Origin of the sequence: Micromonospora sp. NPDC127501, assembly GCF_040302185.1 — a bacterium.
Taxonomy (GTDB): domain Bacteria; phylum Actinomycetota; class Actinomycetes; order Mycobacteriales; family Micromonosporaceae; genus Micromonospora.
In genome coordinates this window covers 205,508-225,132 of record NZ_JBEORJ010000003.1, presented here as the reverse complement: position 1 = coordinate 225,132, position 19,625 = coordinate 205,508, and the positions used below count along the sequence as shown (strand labels likewise).

The window sequence follows — 19,625 nt, the reverse complement described above, 5'->3', positions numbered from 1 at the left end:
ACAGCTGACCGGGTTAGCTTCTCTCGGACGGCGGGTAAGGCCGACCCGGGGCATCGCTGGCGGCGCTGGCCCACCCCCTCGACGACGACGTTTACTCCTCGGGGCGCAGGGAACCCGCCGGCTGTGCGACAGGACCAGGAGGATCCGTATCAGCGCAGGTCAGCCCAGGTGTATGCCGCTGCTGACCGCGCCGCCGGGTCTGTCGCAAGCCCCCGAGCGGTGCTCTACGACGCGGTGCTGCTGGACCGCGACGGCACCCTGATCGAGGACGTGCCGTACAACGGCGACCCGGAGAAGGTGCGGCCGGTGCCGGGCGCGCGGGCGGCGCTGGACCGGCTGCGCGCGGCCGGGCTGCGGCTGGCGGTCGTCACGAACCAGTCGGGCCTGGCCCGGGGCTACTTCACCGGTGAACAGATGCGGGCGGTGCACGCCCGCGTCGAGGAGCTGCTGGGCCGGTTCGACGCGTGGCTGGTCTGCCCGCACGACGACGCCGACGGCTGTGACTGCCGCAAACCGGCGCCGGGCCTGGTGTACGCCGCCGCCCGCGAGCTGGGCACCACGCCGTCCCGCTGCGTACTCGTGGGCGACATCGGCCGGGACGTCGGTGCCGCCATGGCCGCCGGGGCCGCGGGGGTCCTGGTGCCCACCCCGGTGACCCGGCCGGAGGAGGTCGCCGCCGCCGGGTGGGTGGCCACCGATCTGCCGGCGGCGGTGGCGGAGATCCTGCGCCGCCAACAGGCCGTGCAGCCCTCGACCCCGCCCACCGAACCGGTACGGACAGCGCTCGTGGTCCGCTCGGATTCGGCGGGTGACGTGCTGGTCACCGGCCCGGCGATCCGTGCCGTCGCGGCCGGAGCGGAGCGGGTGGTGCTGCTGTGCGGGCCGCGCGGTCGGGCCGCCGCCGACCTGTTGCCCGGCGTCGACGAGATCATCGAGCATCCGCTGCCGTGGATCGATCCCGCGCCGGGGCCGGTCGACCCGGAGGCCATGCGGAGCCTGTCCGCGCGGCTGGGCACGGTCGGCGTGGACCAGGCGGTGGTGTTCACCTCGTTCCACCAGTCCGCCCTGCCGCTGGCGCTGCTGTTGCGGATGGCGGGGATCGCTCGGATCGCGGCGATCAGCGACGACTATCCGGGCTCGCTGCTGGACATCCGGCACCGGGTGCCGGTGGGCGTCCCCGAACCCGAACGTGCCCTCTCCCTGGCCGCCGCCGCCGGCCACCGGCTTCCCGACGGTGACGAACCGGTCCTGCGGCTGCGCCGAGACGCCGTGCCGCCGCGCCCGGTCGACGTCGGCGATCCGGGGTACGTGGTGCTGCACCCCGGGTCGGCCGCGTCCAGCCGGGCCTGCCCGCCCGACGTGGCCACCGGGATCGTCCGGGCGTTGGCCGACGCGGGGCACCGGGTGCTGGTCACCGGCGGCCCGGACGAGCGCGCGGTCACCGCCCGGGTCGCCGCGGCCGGCGGCACCGACCTGGGGGGACGCACCGACCTGGCCGGGCTGGCCGCGATCGTCGCGGACGCCAGCGCGGTCGTGGTCGGCAACACCGGGCCCGCGCACCTGGCGGCCGCCGCCGGTGTGCCGGTGGTGAGTCTCTTCGCGCCGACCGTTCCGTTCGGTCAGTGGGGGCCCTACCGGGTGCCGACCGTTCGGCTCGGCGACGCCGCCGCTCCCTGCCGGGACACCCGGGCGGCCAGTTGCCCGGTCCCCGGGCACCCCTGCCTCAGTGGCGTCGACCCGGGCGACGTGGTCGACGCGCTGCGGACCCTCGCCGTCAGCGGTGGTGGTGGCCGATGAACATCCTGCTCTGGCACGTGCACGGCTCCTGGACCACGTCGTTCGTGCACGGCAGCCATCGCTACCTGATTCCCACCACACCCGACCGCGGCCCGTACGGCCTCGGCCGGGCCCGCACCTACCCGTGGCCGGACAGCGCGGTCGAGGTCAGCCCGGAGGAGCTGCCGAGCGCGGACGTCGACCTGGTCATCCTGCAACGTCCCGAGGAGATCGACCGGGCCGAGCAGTGGCTTCGTCGCCGCCCCGGCCGTGACCTTCCCGCCATCTACGTCGAGCACAACACTCCCAAGGGCGACGTGCCGAACACCCGCCACCCGATGGCCGACCGCGACGACCTCCTCATCGCCCACGTGACCGGGTTCAACCAGATCTTCTGGGACACCGGCACCACCCGCACCACAGTGGTCGACCACGGCATCGTCGCCCCCTCCGCGTCCTACACCGGCGAGCTGGACCGGCTCGCCGTGGTGATCAACGAGCCGGTACGGCGAGGTCGGGTCACCGGCACCGACCTGCTGCCCCAGTTCGCCGAGATCGCGCCGCTGGACGTGTTCGGCATGGGTGTCGCCGGCCTGGCCGACCACCTCGGGCTGCCCGCCGACCGGCTGACCAGCCACGACGACGTGCCTCAGGAGCGGATGCACACCGAACTGGCCCGGCGGCGGGCGTACCTGCACCTGTGCCGGTGGACCTCCCTCGGGCTCAGCCTCATCGAGGCGATGGCGATCGGCATGCCGGTCGTCGCGCTCGCCACCACCGAGGCGGTGATGGCGGTGCCCCCGGAGGCGGGGGCGCTCGCCACCCGGACCGACACCCTGCTCGACGCCGCCCGCCGGTTCATCGCCGAACCGGCTACCGCGCGGCAGGCCGGAGCGGCGGCGCGAACCGCCGCGCGCGACAGGTACGGCCTCGACCGTTTCCTCGCTGACTGGGACCGGCTGCTGGAGGAGGAAGTATGCGGATCGCGATGATCTCGGAGCACGCCAGCCCGCTCGCCGTCCTCGGAGGGGAGGATGCCGGCGGCCAGAACACGCACGTCGCGGAGCTGTCCGCCGCGCTCGCCGCCGCCGGGCACGAGGTGCGGGTCTACACCCGCCGCGACGCGCCGGACCTGCCGGTGACCGTCCGCAGCCCGGACGGGTACGACGTGGTGCACGTGCCGGCCGGCCCGGCCGAGCCGGTGGCCAAGGACGCGCTGCTGCCGCACATGCGGGAGTTCAGCAACTGGCTGATCGAGCGGTGGCGCGGCGGCGACTGGGTGCCCGAGGTGATCCACGCGCACTTCTGGATGAGCGGCCTGGCCGGGCTGACCGCCGGCCGGCAGACCGGGGTGCCGGTGGTGCAGACGTACCACGCGCTGGGCACGGTGAAGCGCCGCTACCAGGGTGTGCAGGACACCAGCCCGGCCCGACGGGTCTCCTACGAGCGGGAGCTGGGCCGCTCGGTGGACCGGATCGTCGCGCAGTGCCGCGACGAGGTGGGCGAACTGGTCCGGATGGGTGTGCCGCGGTCCCGGATGACAGTGGTGCCCTCCGGGGTCAACCTCGCCACCTTCGCCCCGCTCGGACCGGCCGCCGACCGGGAACCGGGACGGGCCCGCATCCTCACCGTGGGTCGGTTGGTCGAGCGCAAGGGCTTCCAGACCGTGATCCGGGCGATGGCGCTGGTTCCGGACGCCGAGTGCGTGGTCGTCGGCGGGCCACCCGAGGGGCTGTTGGAGACCGACCCGTACGCCCGCCGGCTGCGGGCTCTCGCGGAGTCGTGCGGGGTGGCCGATCGGGTGCACCTGGCCGGCGCGGTGCCCCGGGAGGAGATGGGCCGCTGGTACCGCTCGGCGGACCTGCTGGTCGCGGCGCCCTGGTACGAGCCGTTCGGGTTGACCCCGCTGGAGGCGATGGCCTGCGGGGTGCCGGTCGTCGGAACGGCCGTGGGCGGCATCCGGGACACCGTTGTCGACGGGACGACCGGTGACCTCGTGCCGGCCCGGGACCCGCAGGCGCTGGCCGCCGCGATCCAGGGGTTGCTCGACGACCGGATCAGGCGATTCGCGTACGCGACGGCGGCGCGTGAGCGGGCCCGGGAGCGGTACTCGTGGGCGGCCACCGCCGAGCGGCTGGTCGAGGTCTACAGCGAGGTGGCCGCCGTGCGCCGGCCGACCCGGGTGGTGGCCTGATGCCGACAGGCAGCCTGCTCGACACCCACCTGACGAATCTCGCGGCGGCGCTGGTGCCGTACCGGCGGTGTGAGCGACAGCTGGCGCGCTGGGGCGCGGACCTGGCCCACCGGCTGGCCGCCGGGGGTCGCCTGCTGGTGGCCGGCAACGGCGGCAGCGCCGCCGAAGCCCAGCACCTCACCGCCGAGCTGGTCGGCAAGCTGCACGACGACCGCCAGCCGCTGTCGGCGATCGCGCTGCACGCCGAGACGAGCGCGCTCACCGCCATCGCCAACGACTACGGCTACACCGACGTGTACGCCCGCCAGGTACGCGCCCACGGCCGCCCGGGCGACGTCCTGCTGTTGCTGAGCACCAGCGGAACCAGCGCCAACCTGGTCGCCGCCGCGCGGGCGGCCCGCGACGTCGGGGTGACCACCTGGGCGCTCACCGGCGCCGCGCCCAATCCGCTCGCCGACGCCTGCGACGACGTGCTGGCCGTCGCGTCCCCGGACACCCAGGTCGTCCAGGAGCTGCACCTGGTGACCAGTCATCTGCTCTGCGAGTACCTCGAACAGGAGTTGCCCGCCGCGCTGACGGCAGCCGCCGATCCGGCGGTCGTCCACCCCGTGCCCGGGGAGACCGCACCGGCCGGTCGGCTGCCTGCCGCGCCGGTACGCACCGGGGTCGAGGTGGTGCTCGACGGCGGGCCCGGACAGCAGGTCGACGCGTGAGCCGGACAGCAGGTCGACGCGTGAGGATGAGGAGGCAAGCGTGAGGGGACCGGTGGTGGTGCTCGGGGACACCCTGCTCGACCGGGATGTGGAAGGTGTGGTGAACCGGCTCTGCCCGGATTCCCCGGTGCCGGTGCTCGACGAGACCGCGGCCACCGACCGACCGGGGGGCGCCGGTCTGGCGGCGGTGTTCGCCGCCGCGCAGGGCGCCGAGGTGGTGCTGGTGACCGCGCTCGCCGACGACGCCGGCGGGGCCCGGCTGAGCGCTCTGCTCGCCGCCGCCGGCGTGCAGGTGTACCCACTGGCCCTCTCCGGCGCGACGCCCGAGAAGATCCGACTGCGGGCCCGGGGGCGGGTTCTGCTGCGCCACGACCGGGGCGGCACGTCGGGAGAGCCGGGCCAGCCCTCCGAGGAGGTGCTCCGGGTGATCGCCGCGGCGTCGGCGGTGCTGGTCAGCGACTACGGCCGGGGGGTGGCCCGGCAGCCCGCGCTGCGCGACGCGTTGGCCGCCACCCGCGCGCCGGTGGTGTGGGACCCGCATCCGCGCGGCCCGGCGGCCGTGCCCGGCGTACACCTGGCCACCCCCAACGAGTCCGAGGTGCGCGAGCTGGTCCCCGCGTTGCCCGGCGCCTCCCGACTGGCCACCGCCTCCCGGGGTGCCCAGGGGCTACGGCGGCGCTGGCGGGCCGGCGCGGTCGCGGTGACGCTGGGCGGTGACGGCGCGCTGCTCTGCCACGCCGGGTCGACGCCGCTGGTGGTGCCGACGCCGGGTAGCGCCGAGGGGGACACCTGCGGTGCCGGCGACCGGTTCGCGGCGGCGGCCAGCCTCGCACTGGCCCAGGGCGCGCTGGTCTCCGAGGCGGTGCAGGTGGCGGTCGCCGAGGCGTCCGCGTACGTGGCGGGTGGGGGAGTGGCCACGGCGCTGCCTCCGTCGGCGCCGACGGTGCGGGCCAGGAGTGCGCCGGGGCCGCGAGCCCTCCAACACCCACCACGAGGTGGTGCGGTTGCCGACCGGGTGGGAGTCGCCGCGGTTGCCACGCTCCTGGGTGAGGTACGCGCCGCGGGTGGCACGGTGGTGGCGACCGGCGGTTGCTTCGACCTGCTGCACGCCGGGCACGTGGCCACCCTGGAGGCGGCCCGGCAACTCGGCGACTGCCTGATCGTCTGCCTGAACTCCGACGCCAGCGTGGCCGGGTTGAAGGGGCCGGACCGGCCGGTGCAGTCCGAAGCTGACCGCAGCCGGCTGCTGGCCGCCCTGAGCTGCGTCGACGCGGTCCTCATCTTCGACGAGCCGACCCCGGAGACGGCGTTGTCCTGGGTACGCCCCGACGTGTGGGTCAAGGGCGGCGACTACGCCACCGGCGGTGGGGACGCGAGCGTCACCCTGCCGGAGGCGGAGGTCCTGCGCCGCTGGGGTGGGAACACCGTGGTGGTGCCCTATCTGGACGGTCGTTCCACCACCGACCTGATCGTCCGCACGCTCGCGGAGCGGACCCGATGACCGCCACGCGGCCTGGTGCCGGGCCCACCGTCCTGGTCACCGGCGGCGCCAGCGGCCTCGGCGCCGCGGTGGTCGCCGCGGTGGCCGCCTCCGGTGGCCGACCGCTCGTGCTGGACCGGCAGCCGCCGGCCGACGGGGTGTCCTGGACCGAGTGCGACCTGGCCGACACGCGAGCCGCCGAGGTGGCCACCCAGCACCTCGCCGAGCAGGCCGGTGGCCTGGACGCGGTGGTGACCGCCGCCGGCACGGACGTGCCGGGCCGACTCGCCGACCTGCCGGGGGAGACCTGGGACCGGATCGTCGCCGTCGACCTGCTGGCTACCGCGGCGGTGATCCGGGCCGCGCTGCCGTTCCTGCTGACCTCCCGGGGCCGCATCGTCACCGTCGCCTCCACCCTGGGTGTCAAGGCGGTCAGCGACGCCACCGCGTACTGCGCGGCGAAGTTCGGCGTGGTGGGGTTCACCCGAGCCCTCGCCGCCGAGCTGGCCGGTCAGGTCGGCGTCACCCTGCTCATTCCGGGTGGGATGCGCACCGCGTTCTTCGACGAACGTGACCCGCAGTACAAGCCGGGGCCGGACGCGAACCTCAACGAGCCCGCCGACACCGCCGCCGCGATCATGTTCGCGCTCAACCAGCCGCCCGGTTGCGCGGTGCGCGAGATGGTGGTCTGCGCCGAGCAGGAGACCTCGTACCCGTGATCCTCGTGCTGCGCGCCCTCGGCGTCGGCGATCTGGTGACCGCGGTGCCCGCGCTGCGGGCGCTGCGGGCCGCGTACCCGTCGCGGGAGCTGGCGCTCGCCGCGCCCGGCTGGCTGGCCCCGCTGGTCGACCTGGTGGGTGGCGTCGACCGGTTGGTGGACACCGCCGGGCTGGATCGCCCTCTCCGGGTGGGGTCGGCCCCGCGGGTCGCTGTCAACCTGCACGGGCGCGGCCCGCAGTCGCACCGGCTGCTCGCGGCGACCCGGCCCGGTCGGCTGCTGGCCTTCGCCAGCCCGGACGCCGGCTGCGCCGACGGCCCGCGCTGGGCCGTCGACGAGCACGAGGTGGACCGGTGGTGCCGGTTGCTGTCCTGGTACGACATCCCGGCCGACCGCGCCGACCTCAGCCTGCGTCGGCCCGGGGCGACGGGGCTGCCCAGCGGTGTCACAGTGCTGCACCCCGGCAGCAAGATCCCGGCCAAGCGGTGGCCCGCCGAGCGGTTCGCCGCGCTGGCCCGGGCACTGACCGACCAGGGGCACCGGGTGCTGCTCACCGGCTCGGCCGACGAACGGGCGTTGGCGGCCCGGGTGGCCGAGGCGGCGGACCTGAGCTCGGACGCCGTGCTGGCCGGCCGGACCGACCTCGGCGCGCTCGCCGCGCTGGTGGCCGACGCCCGGCTGGTGGTCAGCGGGGACACCGGGGTCGCCCACCTGGCCACCGGGTACGGCACCCCGTCGGTCGTCCTCTTCGGGCCGGTGCCACCGGCGCTCTGGGGGCCTCCACCGGATCGGCCACGACACCGGGTGCTCTGGGCCGGCGAGGCGGATTGGCCCAGATGGGACGGGGTAGGAAGCCACCCGACGATGGCGGCTCTGCGCCTTGACGAGGTGCTGGCCGCCGTGGCCGAGGTGGAGAGGGTGGTGCGGGTCTCCGGTGCGGTTGCGGCGTAGCGACCCGGGTCGACCGGGGTACGGACGGCGTCGGCGCGGACGGGGTTGGCTCTTCGTCGACCCGTCCGGGGCTCCGGTGCGGGATCCGGACGTCCTGGCCCGGCTGCGGGAGTTGGTCATTCCGCCGGCCTGGCAGGACGTGTGGATCGCTCCGCACCCGAACGGGCACATCCAGGCGATCGGGATCGACGCGGCTGGACGCAAGCAGTACATCTACCACCAGCGGTGGCGGGAGAAGCAGGACGAGGCGAAGTTCGACCACATGCTGGAGGTGGCCCGGCGGCTGCCGGCGCTGCGCGAGCGGGTGGGGCGCGACCTGGACGGCCGTGGACTGGGCCGGGACCGGGTGCTGGCGACGGTGACCCGACTGTTGGACATGGGGATGTTCCGGGTCGGCAGCGACCAGTACGCCAACGGCGACGACCCGACGTACGGCGTGGCCACCCTGCGCCCCGAGCATGCCCGGTCCCGGCGCGGCTGCGTGGTGTTCGTGTTTCCCGCGAAGGGAGGCATCGAGCAGGTACGCCGGATCGAGGACCCGGAGCTGTGCCAGGTGCTGGTGAATCTGCGCCGTCGTCGGCGGCGGGCGGAGCGGCTGTTCGGCTACTGGGACGGCCGGGAGTGGCGCGACGTGCGCAGCGACGAGGTCAACGGCTACCTGCGCGATGCCAGCGGTGGCGAGATGACAGCGAAGGACTTCCGCACCTGGCACGCCACAGTGCTCGCGGCCACCGAGCTGGCCACCGTCGGCCCGGCCCGCTCGGTGACCGCCCGGCGGAAGGCGGTGGTCGCCGTGATGCGTGAGGTGGCGGAGCTGCTGGGCAACACGCCGACGGTGGCTCGCGCGTCCTACGTGGACCCCCGGGTGGTCGATCTCTACCACGACGGGGTGGTGGCGCCGGTGGATCCGCGGGCGCCTCGCGAGGAGGCGGAGCAGGTCGTCCTGAAGCTGCTGGAGGGGGCCTGACCGGCCCCGTCGGCGGTTCTGGGGGGAAGCGCGACGGAGCCGGAGTTCGGGCGTCAGCGGGATGCCACCGGGCGGCCGCCCGCCGCTCGCGCGGCGGGCGCCTCGCCACGGCCCCCGTTGGCGGCCCACCAGGTGATGGCCGGCCGCGTTGGTGTCAGTCTGCCGGCAGCGAGTTGACCGTGGACGCCTGGCGGTTGACGATCCGCGCCAGATCCGAGCCACTGTCGCGGTGTTCCTGCGGTGTGGTGCCGTACGCCCCCCGGAATGCCCGGCTGAAGTGGGCCTTGTCGGAGAAACCCCACCGCGCCGCGACGGTCTGCACGGGCTGGTTGCGCAGCGCCGGGTCGGTCAGGTCGCGCCGGCACCGGGCCAGTCGCAGATCCCGGATGTACGAGGCCACCGTGGTGTCCTCGGCCTCGAACAACCGGTGCAGGGACCGCACCGAGATGTGGTGGGCGTCGGCGACCACCTGCGGGCCGAGGGTCGCGTCGCCGAGGTGGCGGTGGATGTACGACTGCACCTGGGTGAGCAGCGCCCGGCGGCGGACCTCGGTGGGCACGGCGTCCTCGGCGACGAGGTGCCGGCCGAGCATTGTGGTGGCCAGGTCGAGCCCCACCGCGCCGAGCCGGCTGGCGTCGGCGGCATGGTACTGCTCGGGGTGCCCGGTCACCTGAAGCAGGAACTGCGCCAGCAACGCCCCGATCCCTTCGCTGCCGGACATTCGGCCGCCGTAGAGCGCGGCCATCCGCTGCGGCGGCAGGGGCAGCGCCGTGTGCGGGATCATCGTGACGATCGAGGTGGCCTGGTCCCGCTCGGGCTCGGTGGCGTGGTGGCAGACGTCGTGTGGCCGGGACGCGTCGTAGAAGGTGAACTCGCCGGCCAGGATCTCGCTGCGACGACCGTCCTGGCTGGACGTGCCGACGCCGCCGGTGGTGAGGGCGAGGATGTACAGCTCCGGATCGGACTGACGGACCAGCTTCCGGGTCCGGGTGGCGTCCAGGGACGGGTATTCGTACTGCACCAACTGGATCGGGCCGAGGTCGACGAAGTCGGCGCGGGCGGCGAAGTCGTCGCTGTGCGCGGACTGGATGCGTAGCGGCACCGAGGTGCGTGCGATCAGGTCCAGCCACATGCCGAACCGTTCGCCCGGTGGCAGGACTGTGGTGTCGATGATGTCTTTCGGCAGCATGGGGCTCCCTCAGCCCGCCCGGCGTCGGATCAGTACCTCGACGCCGTCGAGGATCCGGTCCAGGCCGAAGACGAATTCGTCGTCGGGGTCGTCGTCCTGGTAGAGCACACCGGCGCTCAGCACCCGGTGCAGCGCGGGGAAGCGGGCCGGGTCGATGAGCCGGGCCACCAGTCGACCGTACGCCGGCATCATCTCGCTGGGGTCGACGCCGGCGGCCCGGCTGCCCTCGGCGATCTGCGAGGTGAGGGTGGCCTCGTTGCGGACGTACCCCGTGATCAGCAGGAGCACCGACATCTTCTCGCCCTCGCCGAGCGTGGTGCCGTCGAGGCAGCGCAGCCCGTCGTCCATCCAGCCGAGCTGCTGAGGGGTGATCGGTGGGCCGCTGATCGGCACGTGCAGCAGCCAGGACCGCTGCCGCAGCACCTCGTGCTCGGCCCAGGCCCACCGGGTGAGGCCGGCGCGCCAGTCGTCCTCCGGCGCGGGTGGGCCGGGGGACGGGCCGTATCCGGCGTCCACCATGAGCATCAGCAGCTCGTCCTTCGAGCCGACGTACCGGTAGAGGGCCATGGTCGCGGCGCCCAACTCCTTGGCCACCCGGCTCATCGAGACGGCCGCGAGGCCGTCGGCGTCGGCCACGCGTACGGCGGCGTCCACGATGGCGGGCACGCTCATTCCCGGCCGGGGGCCCTTGGGTGGCCGCTCCCGCAGCCCCCATGCGCTCTCGATGGCCGCCGGGAGCACGGGCCCGCTGTCGTCTGTCTTCGCCGCCACATTTCCTCCTTGCCCCGTCATCCTAGTTCTGCGTATGGTCTACGCATAACAGCGTACGCCCTACGCAGAAAGGGAAGTGACCATGACGATCACCACCACACTGGCACCGCGAGCGGGTCGGCGGGAGTGGATCGGGCTCACGGTGCTGATGCTGCCGCTGCTCCTGGTCTCGATGGACGTGTCGGTGCTCTACTTCGCCGTCCCGTTCATCAGCGCGGAGTTGCATCCCACCGCCACCGAACAGCTCTGGATCTTCGACATCTACGGCTTCGTGCTGGCCGGGCTGCTCATCACCATGGGCGCTCTGGGTGACCGGATCGGCCGCCGCCGACTCCTGTTGATCGGCGCCACCGCGTTCGGTGCGGCGTCGCTGCTGGCCGCGTACGCCGACAGCACCGCGACGCTGATCGCCGCGCGTGCCGTGCTCGGCGTCGGTGGGGCCACCCTGATGCCCTCGACGCTCGCCCTGGTGCGCAACATGTTCCACGACGCCAAGCAGCGCGGGACCGCCATCGGCATCTGGACCGCCACCCTCACCGGTGGCATCGCGATCGGCCCGGTACTCAGTGGCATCCTGCTGGAGCACTTCTGGTGGGGCTCGATCTTCCTGATCAACATCCCGGCGATGCTGATGCTGCTCCTGCTCGTGCCGCTCCTGGTGCCCGAGTTCCGCAACCCGGCGACCGGGCGGTTCGACCTGATCAGCGCGGCACTGTCGCTGGGCGCGCTGCTGCCGGTCATCTACGGCATCAAGGAGATGGCCCGCGACGGCCTCAGCCCGGTGCGGGTCCTCGCCATCGTCGGCGGTCTGCTGGTGGGGGCGCTCTTCCTGCACCGGCAGCGCACCCGGGCGTACCCGATGGTCGATCTCGCGCTGTTCCGCCGTCGCGGCTTCGCCGGGTCGCTCGCGGTCAACCTGCTGGCGATGTTCGCCATCGTCGGCTTCGCCATCTTCACCACCCAGCACCTTCAACTGGTGCTCGGCCTGAGCCCGCTGCGGGCGGCGCTGTGGAGCCTCGTGCCGTCCCTCGCCGTGGGCGCAGTCGCGCCGGCCGCCGCCGCCCTGGCCCAGCGCGTCGAACGGGCGTACCTGATCGGTGCGGGGTTCGGCATCGCCGTGGTCGGCTTCGTGGTGTTGACCCGGGTGACCCCGGAGACGCCGCTGTGGCTGCTGCTCGTCGGCGCCAGTGTCTACGCGGGCGGCCTGGTGATGGTGATGTCCCTCGTCACCGAGCTGGTCCTCGGCGCGGCGCCGCCCGAGCAGGCCGGTGTCGCGTCGGCGCTGACCGAGTCCAGCAGCGAGCTGGGCGGTGCGCTGGGAATGGCGATCCTGGGCAGCGTGGGCGCGGCGGTCTATCGCCGCGAGATCGTCGACGGCCTGCCGGCCGGGCTGCCCGACGACACCACCGCCGCGGCCCAGGAGACCCTGGGCGGCGCGCTCGCGGTCGCCCGGGGGCTGCCGGCGGAGCTGGCCGACGCGGTGCGGCACGCCGCCGCCGTCGCGTTCACCGACGGGCTGCACCTGGCCGCGTACGCCGCCATGGCGGTGATGCTGCTGGGCGCGGTCACCGCGCTGGTCGCGCTGCGCGGCGTCCGACCGGCCGACTCCACGGCGCTGGCCGTCGAGCCGACCGGTCCGGCCGACACGTCGCTGTCGTCGGTCAGTCGATGAGCACGTGCGCGAGACGGTCGCGGAAACGCCGCTCGGAGTCGCTGACCGACTCGCCGCCGATGCCCAGCAGCCCACCGCTGGACGCGGCCCCCACCACCTGCTCGGCGATCTTCACGAGCCAGTGCTTGTACGCACCGGCCTCACCCTCGTCGACCCGCGCCGCCAGCAACGCGCCGGCCTCGCCGGCCCGCAGCAGCACGTCGTCGATGTACGCCCGGGGGTCGGCGGGCGCGATGGCCGGCAATTCCTCCCCGGTGTCCGGGTCACCGACCCGGGTGACGATCTCGCCGGCCACGGCGGCGACCAGCGGGCTGGCCGACTCCCGGCCGGCGGCGATGGTCTCCAGCCCGGCCGCGTTCTCCGCCATGGTCCGGCGCGTGCCGTCGGACTCGGCGGCGCTCGCCGCGGTCAGCACCGACTGCGGCAGGCCGACCAGCAACCCCCACTCCCCGTCGGAGAAACCGAAACCGGTGTACGCCGGCTGCTCGATCACGGCAATGCCCCTTCCGCCCTGCTCTGCTTGGTCAATCGGTGCTCTGCTTGCTCGATCCACCGGGCCCGATAGCGGCACCCGGGTCAGGCTAGTCCAGGGTCAGCAGGCCCTGTTCGGACACCACGCGCACCGACAACGTCTTGTACCCGACCTCCTCGAAGAGGACCGTCATCTTGTCCTCCTCGTAGGAGAGCACCATGCCGGACCCCCACTCCGGGTGCCGCACCTGGCTGTGCACCGGGAACGGCCCGACCGCGCCCTGGTCGGCCACGCTGGTGCCGTTGTGGCAGTTGTCGCAGTGGCCGCAGACCTGCGTCATCTGCTCGCCGAAGTAGGCCAGCAGGGTCTGCCCCCGGCAGGCGTTGGTCTCGGCGAAGGCCCGCATCATGTCGGTGCGGGACCGGGTCACGGTCTGCTGGCGCTCCGCCTCGGCCAGCGCCGCCGCGGCGGCATCGGTCGGGGTGGGCGAGTAACGGGGTGCGCCGATGCGCTGCCGGGCGCGCGGCTCGGCCGCCCCGACCTGCTCCAACAGGGAGAGGTACTGGCCCAGCTTGCGCGGCCCGAGGCCGGTGGTCTCGCGCAGCTCGGTCTTGGTGGCCGGCTTGCGGCGCAGCAGCGCGGCCAGATCGCGCAGCTCCTCGACGTCGGGCAGGCCGCCGCTGAAGAACCGTTGCAGGCCCACGTCCTCGGCCTTCCAGAGCAGCAGCACCCGGGCCGGTTGCCCGTCGCGGCCGGCCCGGCCGATCTCCTGGAAGTAGCTGTCCGGCGAGTCGGGCAGCGCCATGTGCACCACCCAGGCGATGTTGGGCTTGTCGATGCCCATGCCGAACGCCGAGGTCGCCACCATGATCGGCACCTGGTCGGCGAGGAACGCCTCGTGCAGTTCGTGGCGTGCGCCGGCCGCCATCCCACCGTGGTAGAACTGCGCCGGGTAGCCGGCGTCGGTCAACCGGGTGGCCAGCTCCTCGGCGGCACGACGGGTGGGCACGTAGATGATCCCGGGCCGCTCGTCGTCGCTCAGCAGCGCGATCAGTCGCCGCCACCGGTAGTCCTCGGTGGGGCAGTGCGCGACCTCGACGAACAGGTTCGGCCGGTCCAGCCCGGAGACCACCACCTCCGGGTCGCGCAGTCGCAGCCGGGCGATGATGTCGTCGCGTACCGGAGGGGAGGCGGTGGCGGTCAGCGCGACCACCGGCGGCCGGCCGATGCCGTCGATGAGGTGCCCGAGCGCCAGGTAGTCGGGGCGGAAGTCGTGCCCCCACGCCGAGATGCAGTGCGCCTCGTCGATCGCCACCAGGGCCGGCTTCAGCGCGGCGACCTCGGCCATCCGGTCCGGGTTGCTGAGCTGTTCCGGGGTGATGAAGAGGAACTCCGCCCGGCCCTCACGGATCTCGGTGATCGCCTCGGCCTGCTGGGTGGGCGACTCGTTCGAGCTGATCCGCACCGCTCGCAACTCCGGGCGTTGCCGCTCGTTGAGGGAGGCGATCTGGTCCTGCTGAAGGGCCAGCAGCGGGGAGATCACCACGGTGGGGCCGGGGATCAGGCTGGCCGGGATCTGGTAGATCGCCGACTTGCCGGCTCCGGTGGGCAACACCACCAGGGCGTCTCGCCGCTTCATCACGGCGCGCATGGCGGCCAGTTGGTTGGGCCGTAGCGCCTTCCAGCCGAAAAGGCTGCGGGCCGCGCGGCGCAACGTCATCGAGTGCGTGGACAGTTTCATCGAGGGCCGGAGGTACCCGAGCCCATGACCGCCGAAACGCGTTCGGACGATCACAGGCAGGGGCACCCGCCACGCCCTCGACGGCCGGCTCGTTGACCGTCGCCTCAGCGCAGCCGGGGCAGGACCTCGCGCTGGTAGAGGTCGAACAGGCCCTGGTAGTGCGGGCCGGTGTTGGCCACGTACACCTCGTCGAAGTCGGCCTTGGCGTACTGGTCGATCATCTTCAGGTGCGCGTCGGCGCTGTTGCCGCAGACGAACGCCTCCTTCAGCATCTCCGGCCTGACCAACTCGGCGGCCTGCTCGAAGTGCCGCGGCGAGGGCAGCACCTGGGACAGCTCACCCGGCACCCCCGCGTTGGGCCAGCGCTCGTACGCGATGCGCAACCCCTCCTCCTCGCTGTCCGCGTACGCCGCCTTGAAGCCGGCCTGGCACGGCTTGTCGCCGCCGCCGTTCTCGCGGAAGCGCCGGACCATCTCGCCGTCGGGCATGGTGCTCACGTAACCGTCGCCGATCCGCGCCGCCAGGTCGATGGACTTCGGCCCGAAGCCGGAGACGTAGATCGGCGGGGGAGCGTCGGGCAGCGTGTAGATCCGGGCCTGCTCCACTGTGTAGTGCTTGCCGTGGTGGCTGACGAAGTCGCCGCCCCACAGTGCGCGCAGCACCTCGACGGCCTCCTCCAGCATCTCCAGTCGGACGTCGGCCTGCGGCCAGGCGTCGCCGAAGATGTGTTCGTTGAGCGCCTCGCCGGTGCCGACGCCGAGCACGAACCGCCCACCGTGCAGCACCGCGCTGGTCGCCGCCGCCTGCGCGATCACGGCCGGGTGGATCCGCAGGGTCGGGCAGGTCACCGCCGTGGTCACCGGCAGCGAACAGACCTGGCTGAGCGCGCCGATCATCGACCAGACGAACGGGCTCTGGCCCTGTGCGTCCACCCAGGGGTGGTAGTGGTCGGAGATCCACAGCGCTTCGAAGCCGGCCCGTTCGGCACCGCGCGCCTGCTCCAGCAACTCGGCTGGCGTGAACTCCTCACTGGACAGGAAATATCCGATCTTCATGGCTTACCCCTTCGGCACGCGGATCTGCTGATGGGGAGAGCCGTACCCCGGTCGCGGTCGACCACACCCGGCCCGTCGGGCCCGGATCGGCACGGGTCGCTCAGCGTCGACCGAACATCGCCCGGATCGCGGCGAGGAGCAGCAGGGCGCCGACCACAAGGCCGAGCAGGCGTACGCCGGGGATGTCGGCCGGGCTCGTCGCGTCGGCCAGCAGGACGGGATCCATCCCCGCACTCTCCCCGGGGAGCGGGCCGCCAGGCAACTGTAAGGTTTATTGACTATTGAATCGCTCAGTGTGACCATGGCAGGACCGCCTGCCGGTGGCGGTGCGCCAAGAGCGCGCGAGAGATGGGGTACGGGGGCCGCATGAGCGAGCGCAACCAGCGGATCGACGGGGGCGCACCGTCGCCGGTGATCGACACCGATCACTGCGAGGGGGCGGCGTGACAACAAGCAACGGCGACCTCCCGGCGCTCGCCGCCGCCGTCCTGCAACCCGGCTTCGTCGGCACCACCCCACCGCCATGGGTGTGCCGCTGGCTCGGCGAGGGTCTCGGCTCGGTGGTGCTCTTCGCCCGCAACGTCGTCGACACCGAGCAGGTGGCCGCCCTGACCGCGACGCTGCGCGCGGAACGGCCGGACGTCATGGTGGCGATCGACGAGGAGGCCGGCGACGTCACCCGGCTGGAGTCGGTGCACGGCAGCTCCCGGCCCGGCAACTTCGCCCTCGGCGCGGTCGACGACCCGGAGCTGACCGAGGCCGTCGCCCGTGACCTCGGCGCCGAGCTGGCCGCGGCGGGGATCACCCTCAACTACGCCCCGGACGCCGACGTCAACTCCAATCCGGCGAACCCGGTGATCGGCGTCCGCTCCTTCGGTGCCGACCCGGTGCTGGTCGCGCGGCACACCGCCGCCTGGGTCCGCGGGCTCCAGGCCGGCGGCGTCGCGGCCTGCGCCAAACACTTCCCCGGGCACGGCGACACCCGGGTCGACTCACACCACGACCTGCCCCGGATCACCGCCGACCGGGACCGGCTGGACACCTGCGAACTGGCCCCGTTCCGCGCCGCCGTGGCCGCCGGGGTGCAGGCGGTGATGACCGGTCACCTGCTGGTGCCCGCCCTCGACCCGCACCTGCCGGCGACGCTGAGTCAGCGCATCCTGGGCGGGTTGCTCCGCGACGAGATGGGCTTCTCCGGCGTGGTGGTCACCGACGCGGTGGAGATGCGCGCGGTCGCCGACCGGTACGGCTTCGCCGGGGCGACGGTCCGCGCCCTCGCCGCCGGGGCCGACGCCATCTGCATCGGTGGCGAACGGGCCGACGAGCAGGCCGCCCGCGAGCTGCGCGACGCCATCGTGGCCGCCGTCGTCTCCGGTGAGCTGCCCGAGGAACGTCTCGCCGAGGCCGCCAAGCGCGTCGGTCAACTCGCCGCCTGGACGGTGGCCGCCCGTGGCGCCGGCTCGGCCGGAGCGCGCGCCGCCACCGACGTCGGGCTGGTCGCCGCCCGCCGGGCCGTCCGGGTCACCGCCGCCCCGGGCACGACGGTCGCGCTGCCCCTGACCCGCGCGGCGCACGTCGTCGAGTTCGAGCCGCCGCGCAACATCGCCATCGGCGCCGAGACCCCGTGGGGCATCGGCGGACCGCTGACCGAGCTGCTGCCCGGCACCAGCACGGTCCGCTACGCCGAACCCGACGTGCCGGCGGACCCGGGCGCCGGTGCGGGCAGCCGCCCCCTGGTCCTGGTCGTCCGCGACCAGCACCGGCACGACTGGATGCGGGCCGCCGTGCACCGCGCGTTGGCCGCCCGGCCGGACGCCGTCGTGGTCGAACTGGGCGTGCCCGAGCTGGTCACCGGTGCGGTGCACCTGGCCACCCACGGCGCCACCCGGGCCAGTGGGCAGGCCGCCGCCGAGGTGCTCACCGGCGCCCGCTGACGGCCCGCGCTACGGGAGGTCGGCGACCAGGTCGGCGTACTCGGGGTGCTTGTCGATGAACGCGGACATGAAGGGGCACTGCGGCACCACTGTCGTGCCGCGTGCCCGGAGCTGGTCCAGGGTGCCGCGGATCAGCGTGCCGCCCACCCCCTTGCCCTGAAAGCCCCGGTCCACCTCCGTGTGGGTGAAGACCAGGACCTCCCCGCGCGGCAGGTACGCGGTGAAGCCGGCCAGCGCGTCGTCGACCAGGATCTCGAAGCGGTGCTTCGCCGGGTTGTCCTCGACCAGGGTGCTCATCCGGCCATTCTCCCCGCCCGCCCAGCCAGCGCGTCGAGTTCGCCGAGCAACCGGTCCACCTCGTCGGCAGTGTTGTAGTGGTAGATGCTGGCCCGCACCGCGCCGCCGCTGTCGCGCAGACCCATGAGCTGGAAGTACTCGTAGGCGTAGTAGTCGCCGACGGAGAGGCAAAACCCGGCGGCGCCCAACGCCTCCTGGGTGGCCGCCGGGGACATCCCGGCGACCCGGAACGAGACGGTGGGGCAGCGCCGCGCCGGCGAGCCGTAGACGGTGATCGCCGGCCGCTGCGCCAACCCGGCGAGCAGCCGGTCCAGTAGCGCCTCCTCGTGCGCCTGGGCGGCGGCCAGCCCGGCCCGCAGCCGGGCCCGCCGGTCCCCGACCGCGTCCGGGTCCAGCCCCGCCAGGTGATCCACCGCGGCGGCCACGCCGGCCAGCAGCGGGAAGCTCGGTGTGCCGTACTCGAACCGGTCGGGCACCGCGTCGGAGGACGGCACCAGCTTCGCCGGGCGTAGCGCCGCCCACCGGGCCGGGTCCGCCACCATCGCCGCCAGGTGCGGGCCGGACCACTTGTACGCGCTGGTGACCAGCACGTCGGCACCGAGCGAGGCCAGGTCGGTCGGCCCGTGCGGAACCGAGTGCACCCCGTCGACGTAGACCAACGCGCCGACCGCGTGCGCGGTCTTGGCGATCGCCGGCACGTCCGGCATGGTGCCGATGGCGTTGCTGCCGGCGGTCACCGCGACCAACCGGGTCCGCTCACCCACCAGGTCCGCGTACTGGGCCGCGGGCAGCTCACCGGTGTGCCGGTCGACCTCGGCCCAGCGCACCGTCGCGCCGGCCGCCTCGGCGGCCTGCACCCACGGCCGCACGTTCGCGTCGTGGTCGAGCCGGGAGACCACCACCTCGTCCCCCGGGCGCCAGGCCGCGCCGAGCGTGCGGGCCAGGGTGTACGTCAGCGCTGTCGCACTCGGGCCGAGCACCACCCCGGCCGGGTCGGCGCCGAGCAGGTCGGCCACCGCCGAGCGGGCCTCGGCCACCAGCTCCAACGACCGGCGGCCCGCAACGTTGGCGGCGCTGCGGTTGCCGACCGCCGACCGCATGGCATCGGTGACCGCGTCGATCACACCGGCCGCGGTCTGGGTGCCGCCGGCACCGTCGAAGTGGACGAAGCCCTCGGTCAGGGCGGGGTAGGCGGCCCGGGTGCGGGCGATGTCGAACGGCATGTCCCGGACCCTAGCCGGTCCTCCTCGTACCCTTTCCGGCCGCCAGTGATCACCGTTCGGCGGCGACCTCGCGGATGTCTCGTACTCTTGGCGAGGTGACGAACCGACCCGCCACCATGCCCATTCCCCCCGTCCGCCGCGCCGCCGGTCTCTTCGCCGGTCTGGCACTCGGCCTCGCCGTGCTCGCCGGGTGCAGCTCCCAGGGCGCCTCCACCGACTGCGGGCTGGACGCCTGCACTGTCACCTTCGAGCGGGGTGTCGACGCCAGCGCCACCATCCTGGGTGTCGAGGCCAAACTGGTCGGCGCCGAGGGCGACCAGGTGACCGTCGAGGTCGCCGGTGAGCAGCTCACCCTCACCACCGGCCAGCAGGCCGCCGAGGCCGGGGGCTTCGCGGTCACCCTGGACAGCGTGACCGACCAGCAGGTCAAGATTCGCGTATCGCGCAACCCGGGCAGCTGAGCTGGGCGGGC

19 protein-coding genes are annotated in these 19,625 nt (G+C 73.7%); 11 read left to right on the top strand and 8 right to left on the bottom strand.

The features are described from left to right. The first annotated feature begins 123 nt into the window (after positions 1-123). The 8 genes from ABTW72_RS08415 to ABTW72_RS08380 are packed head-to-tail and all read left to right on the top strand — an operon-like array spanning position 124 to position 8,799. On the top strand, positions 124-1,797 hold the full coding sequence (locus tag ABTW72_RS08415; RefSeq protein ID WP_502892173.1) for an HAD-IIIA family hydrolase: 1,674 nt from the start codon (positions 124-126) through the stop codon (positions 1,795-1,797). Beyond that, positions 1,794-2,768 carry a glycosyltransferase gene (locus ABTW72_RS08410; RefSeq protein WP_350855904.1) on the top strand — a complete coding sequence of 325 codons (975 nt, stop codon included), beginning with the start codon at positions 1,794-1,796 and terminating at the stop codon, positions 2,766-2,768. The genes ABTW72_RS08415 and ABTW72_RS08410 overlap by 4 nt, the downstream gene beginning before the upstream one ends. Beyond that, on the top strand, positions 2,753-3,970 hold the full coding sequence (locus tag ABTW72_RS08405) for a glycosyltransferase (protein WP_350855902.1): 1,218 nt from the start codon (positions 2,753-2,755) through the stop codon (positions 3,968-3,970). Before ABTW72_RS08410 ends, ABTW72_RS08405 begins: the two co-directional genes overlap by 16 nt. After that, complete coding sequence (locus ABTW72_RS08400; RefSeq protein WP_502892172.1) at positions 3,970-4,683, top strand: D-sedoheptulose-7-phosphate isomerase; 714 nt, start codon at positions 3,970-3,972, stop codon at positions 4,681-4,683. The genes ABTW72_RS08405 and ABTW72_RS08400 overlap by 1 nt, the downstream gene beginning before the upstream one ends. A 40-nt stretch (positions 4,684-4,723) precedes the next feature. Continuing rightward, the gene (locus ABTW72_RS08395) at positions 4,724-6,184 is read left to right on the top strand and encodes a PfkB family carbohydrate kinase (protein ID WP_350855899.1); all 1,461 of its coding nucleotides are present in this window, start codon (positions 4,724-4,726) and stop codon (positions 6,182-6,184) included. Further along, entirely contained in the window at positions 6,181-6,882 is a 702-nt protein-coding gene (locus ABTW72_RS08390) for an SDR family oxidoreductase (RefSeq protein WP_210785226.1), read from the top strand. The genes ABTW72_RS08395 and ABTW72_RS08390 overlap by 4 nt, the downstream gene beginning before the upstream one ends. Beyond that, positions 6,879-7,832, top strand: coding sequence for a glycosyltransferase family 9 protein (locus ABTW72_RS08385; protein WP_350855895.1), 954 nt, complete (start codon positions 6,879-6,881; stop codon positions 7,830-7,832). The genes ABTW72_RS08390 and ABTW72_RS08385 overlap by 4 nt, the downstream gene beginning before the upstream one ends. Beyond that, entirely contained in the window at positions 7,816-8,799 is a 984-nt protein-coding gene (locus ABTW72_RS08380) for a DNA topoisomerase IB (RefSeq protein WP_350855892.1), read from the top strand. The genes ABTW72_RS08385 and ABTW72_RS08380 overlap by 17 nt, the downstream gene beginning before the upstream one ends. A gap of 154 nt (positions 8,800-8,953) precedes the next feature. On the opposite strand, the gene ABTW72_RS08375 is transcribed toward ABTW72_RS08380, so the two are convergent. Together ABTW72_RS08375 and ABTW72_RS08370 are read right to left on the bottom strand one after the other, a co-directional pair. Next, a complete protein-coding gene (locus ABTW72_RS08375) occupies positions 8,954-9,988 on the bottom strand; it encodes an AraC-like ligand-binding domain-containing protein (protein ID WP_350855889.1) in 1,035 nt (344 codons plus the stop codon). A gap of 9 nt (positions 9,989-9,997) precedes the next feature. Continuing rightward, positions 9,998-10,759, bottom strand: coding sequence for a TetR/AcrR family transcriptional regulator (locus ABTW72_RS08370; RefSeq protein ID WP_350855886.1), 762 nt, complete (start codon positions 10,757-10,759; stop codon positions 9,998-10,000). Between the two features lie 82 nt (positions 10,760-10,841). Here ABTW72_RS08370 and ABTW72_RS08365 point away from each other — a divergent pair, with 82 nt between their 5' ends. Continuing rightward, positions 10,842-12,431 (top strand): MFS transporter, encoded by a 1,590-nt coding sequence (locus ABTW72_RS08365; RefSeq protein ID WP_350855884.1) that lies wholly within the window; start codon positions 10,842-10,844, stop codon positions 12,429-12,431. Here the strand turns inward: ABTW72_RS08365 and ABTW72_RS08360 are convergent. The 4 genes from ABTW72_RS08360 to ABTW72_RS08345 all read right to left on the bottom strand — a co-directional run bounded on the left by ABTW72_RS08360 (position 12,421) and on the right by ABTW72_RS08345 (position 15,925). After that, positions 12,421-12,924, bottom strand: coding sequence for a hypothetical protein (locus ABTW72_RS08360; protein WP_350855881.1), 504 nt, complete (start codon positions 12,922-12,924; stop codon positions 12,421-12,423). The two genes, ABTW72_RS08365 and ABTW72_RS08360, sit on opposite strands and share 11 nt — an antisense overlap. 88 nt (positions 12,925-13,012) lie before the next feature. Then, on the bottom strand, positions 13,013-14,644 hold the full coding sequence (locus ABTW72_RS08355; RefSeq protein ID WP_350855878.1) for a RecQ family ATP-dependent DNA helicase: 1,632 nt from the start codon (positions 14,642-14,644) through the stop codon (positions 13,013-13,015). 104 nt (positions 14,645-14,748) lie between these two features. Next, entirely contained in the window at positions 14,749-15,699 is a 951-nt protein-coding gene (locus ABTW72_RS08350) for a TIGR03557 family F420-dependent LLM class oxidoreductase (protein ID WP_350855876.1), read from the bottom strand. A gap of 100 nt (positions 15,700-15,799) precedes the next feature. Continuing rightward, the gene (locus ABTW72_RS08345) at positions 15,800-15,925 is read right to left on the bottom strand and encodes a hypothetical protein (RefSeq protein WP_255750123.1); all 126 of its coding nucleotides are present in this window, start codon (positions 15,923-15,925) and stop codon (positions 15,800-15,802) included. A gap of 217 nt (positions 15,926-16,142) precedes the next feature. Between ABTW72_RS08345 and ABTW72_RS08340 the strand changes: the two genes are divergently transcribed. Next, positions 16,143-17,633 carry a glycoside hydrolase family 3 protein gene (locus tag ABTW72_RS08340; RefSeq protein ID WP_350855873.1) on the top strand — a complete coding sequence of 497 codons (1,491 nt, stop codon included), beginning with the start codon at positions 16,143-16,145 and terminating at the stop codon, positions 17,631-17,633. A gap of 9 nt (positions 17,634-17,642) precedes the next feature. On the opposite strand, the gene ABTW72_RS08335 is transcribed toward ABTW72_RS08340, so the two are convergent. Together ABTW72_RS08335 and ABTW72_RS08330 are read right to left on the bottom strand one after the other, a co-directional pair. After that, complete coding sequence (locus tag ABTW72_RS08335) at positions 17,643-17,930, bottom strand: GNAT family N-acetyltransferase (RefSeq protein WP_350855870.1); 288 nt, start codon at positions 17,928-17,930, stop codon at positions 17,643-17,645. Next, positions 17,927-19,153, bottom strand: coding sequence for a cysteine desulfurase-like protein (locus ABTW72_RS08330; RefSeq protein WP_350855867.1), 1,227 nt, complete (start codon positions 19,151-19,153; stop codon positions 17,927-17,929). The genes ABTW72_RS08335 and ABTW72_RS08330 overlap by 4 nt, the downstream gene beginning before the upstream one ends. A 95-nt stretch (positions 19,154-19,248) precedes the next feature. Here ABTW72_RS08330 and ABTW72_RS08325 point away from each other — a divergent pair, with 95 nt between their 5' ends. Beyond that, the gene (locus ABTW72_RS08325) at positions 19,249-19,614 is read left to right on the top strand and encodes a hypothetical protein (RefSeq protein ID WP_372432984.1); all 366 of its coding nucleotides are present in this window, start codon (positions 19,249-19,251) and stop codon (positions 19,612-19,614) included. Positions 19,615-19,625 lie beyond the last annotated feature (11 nt).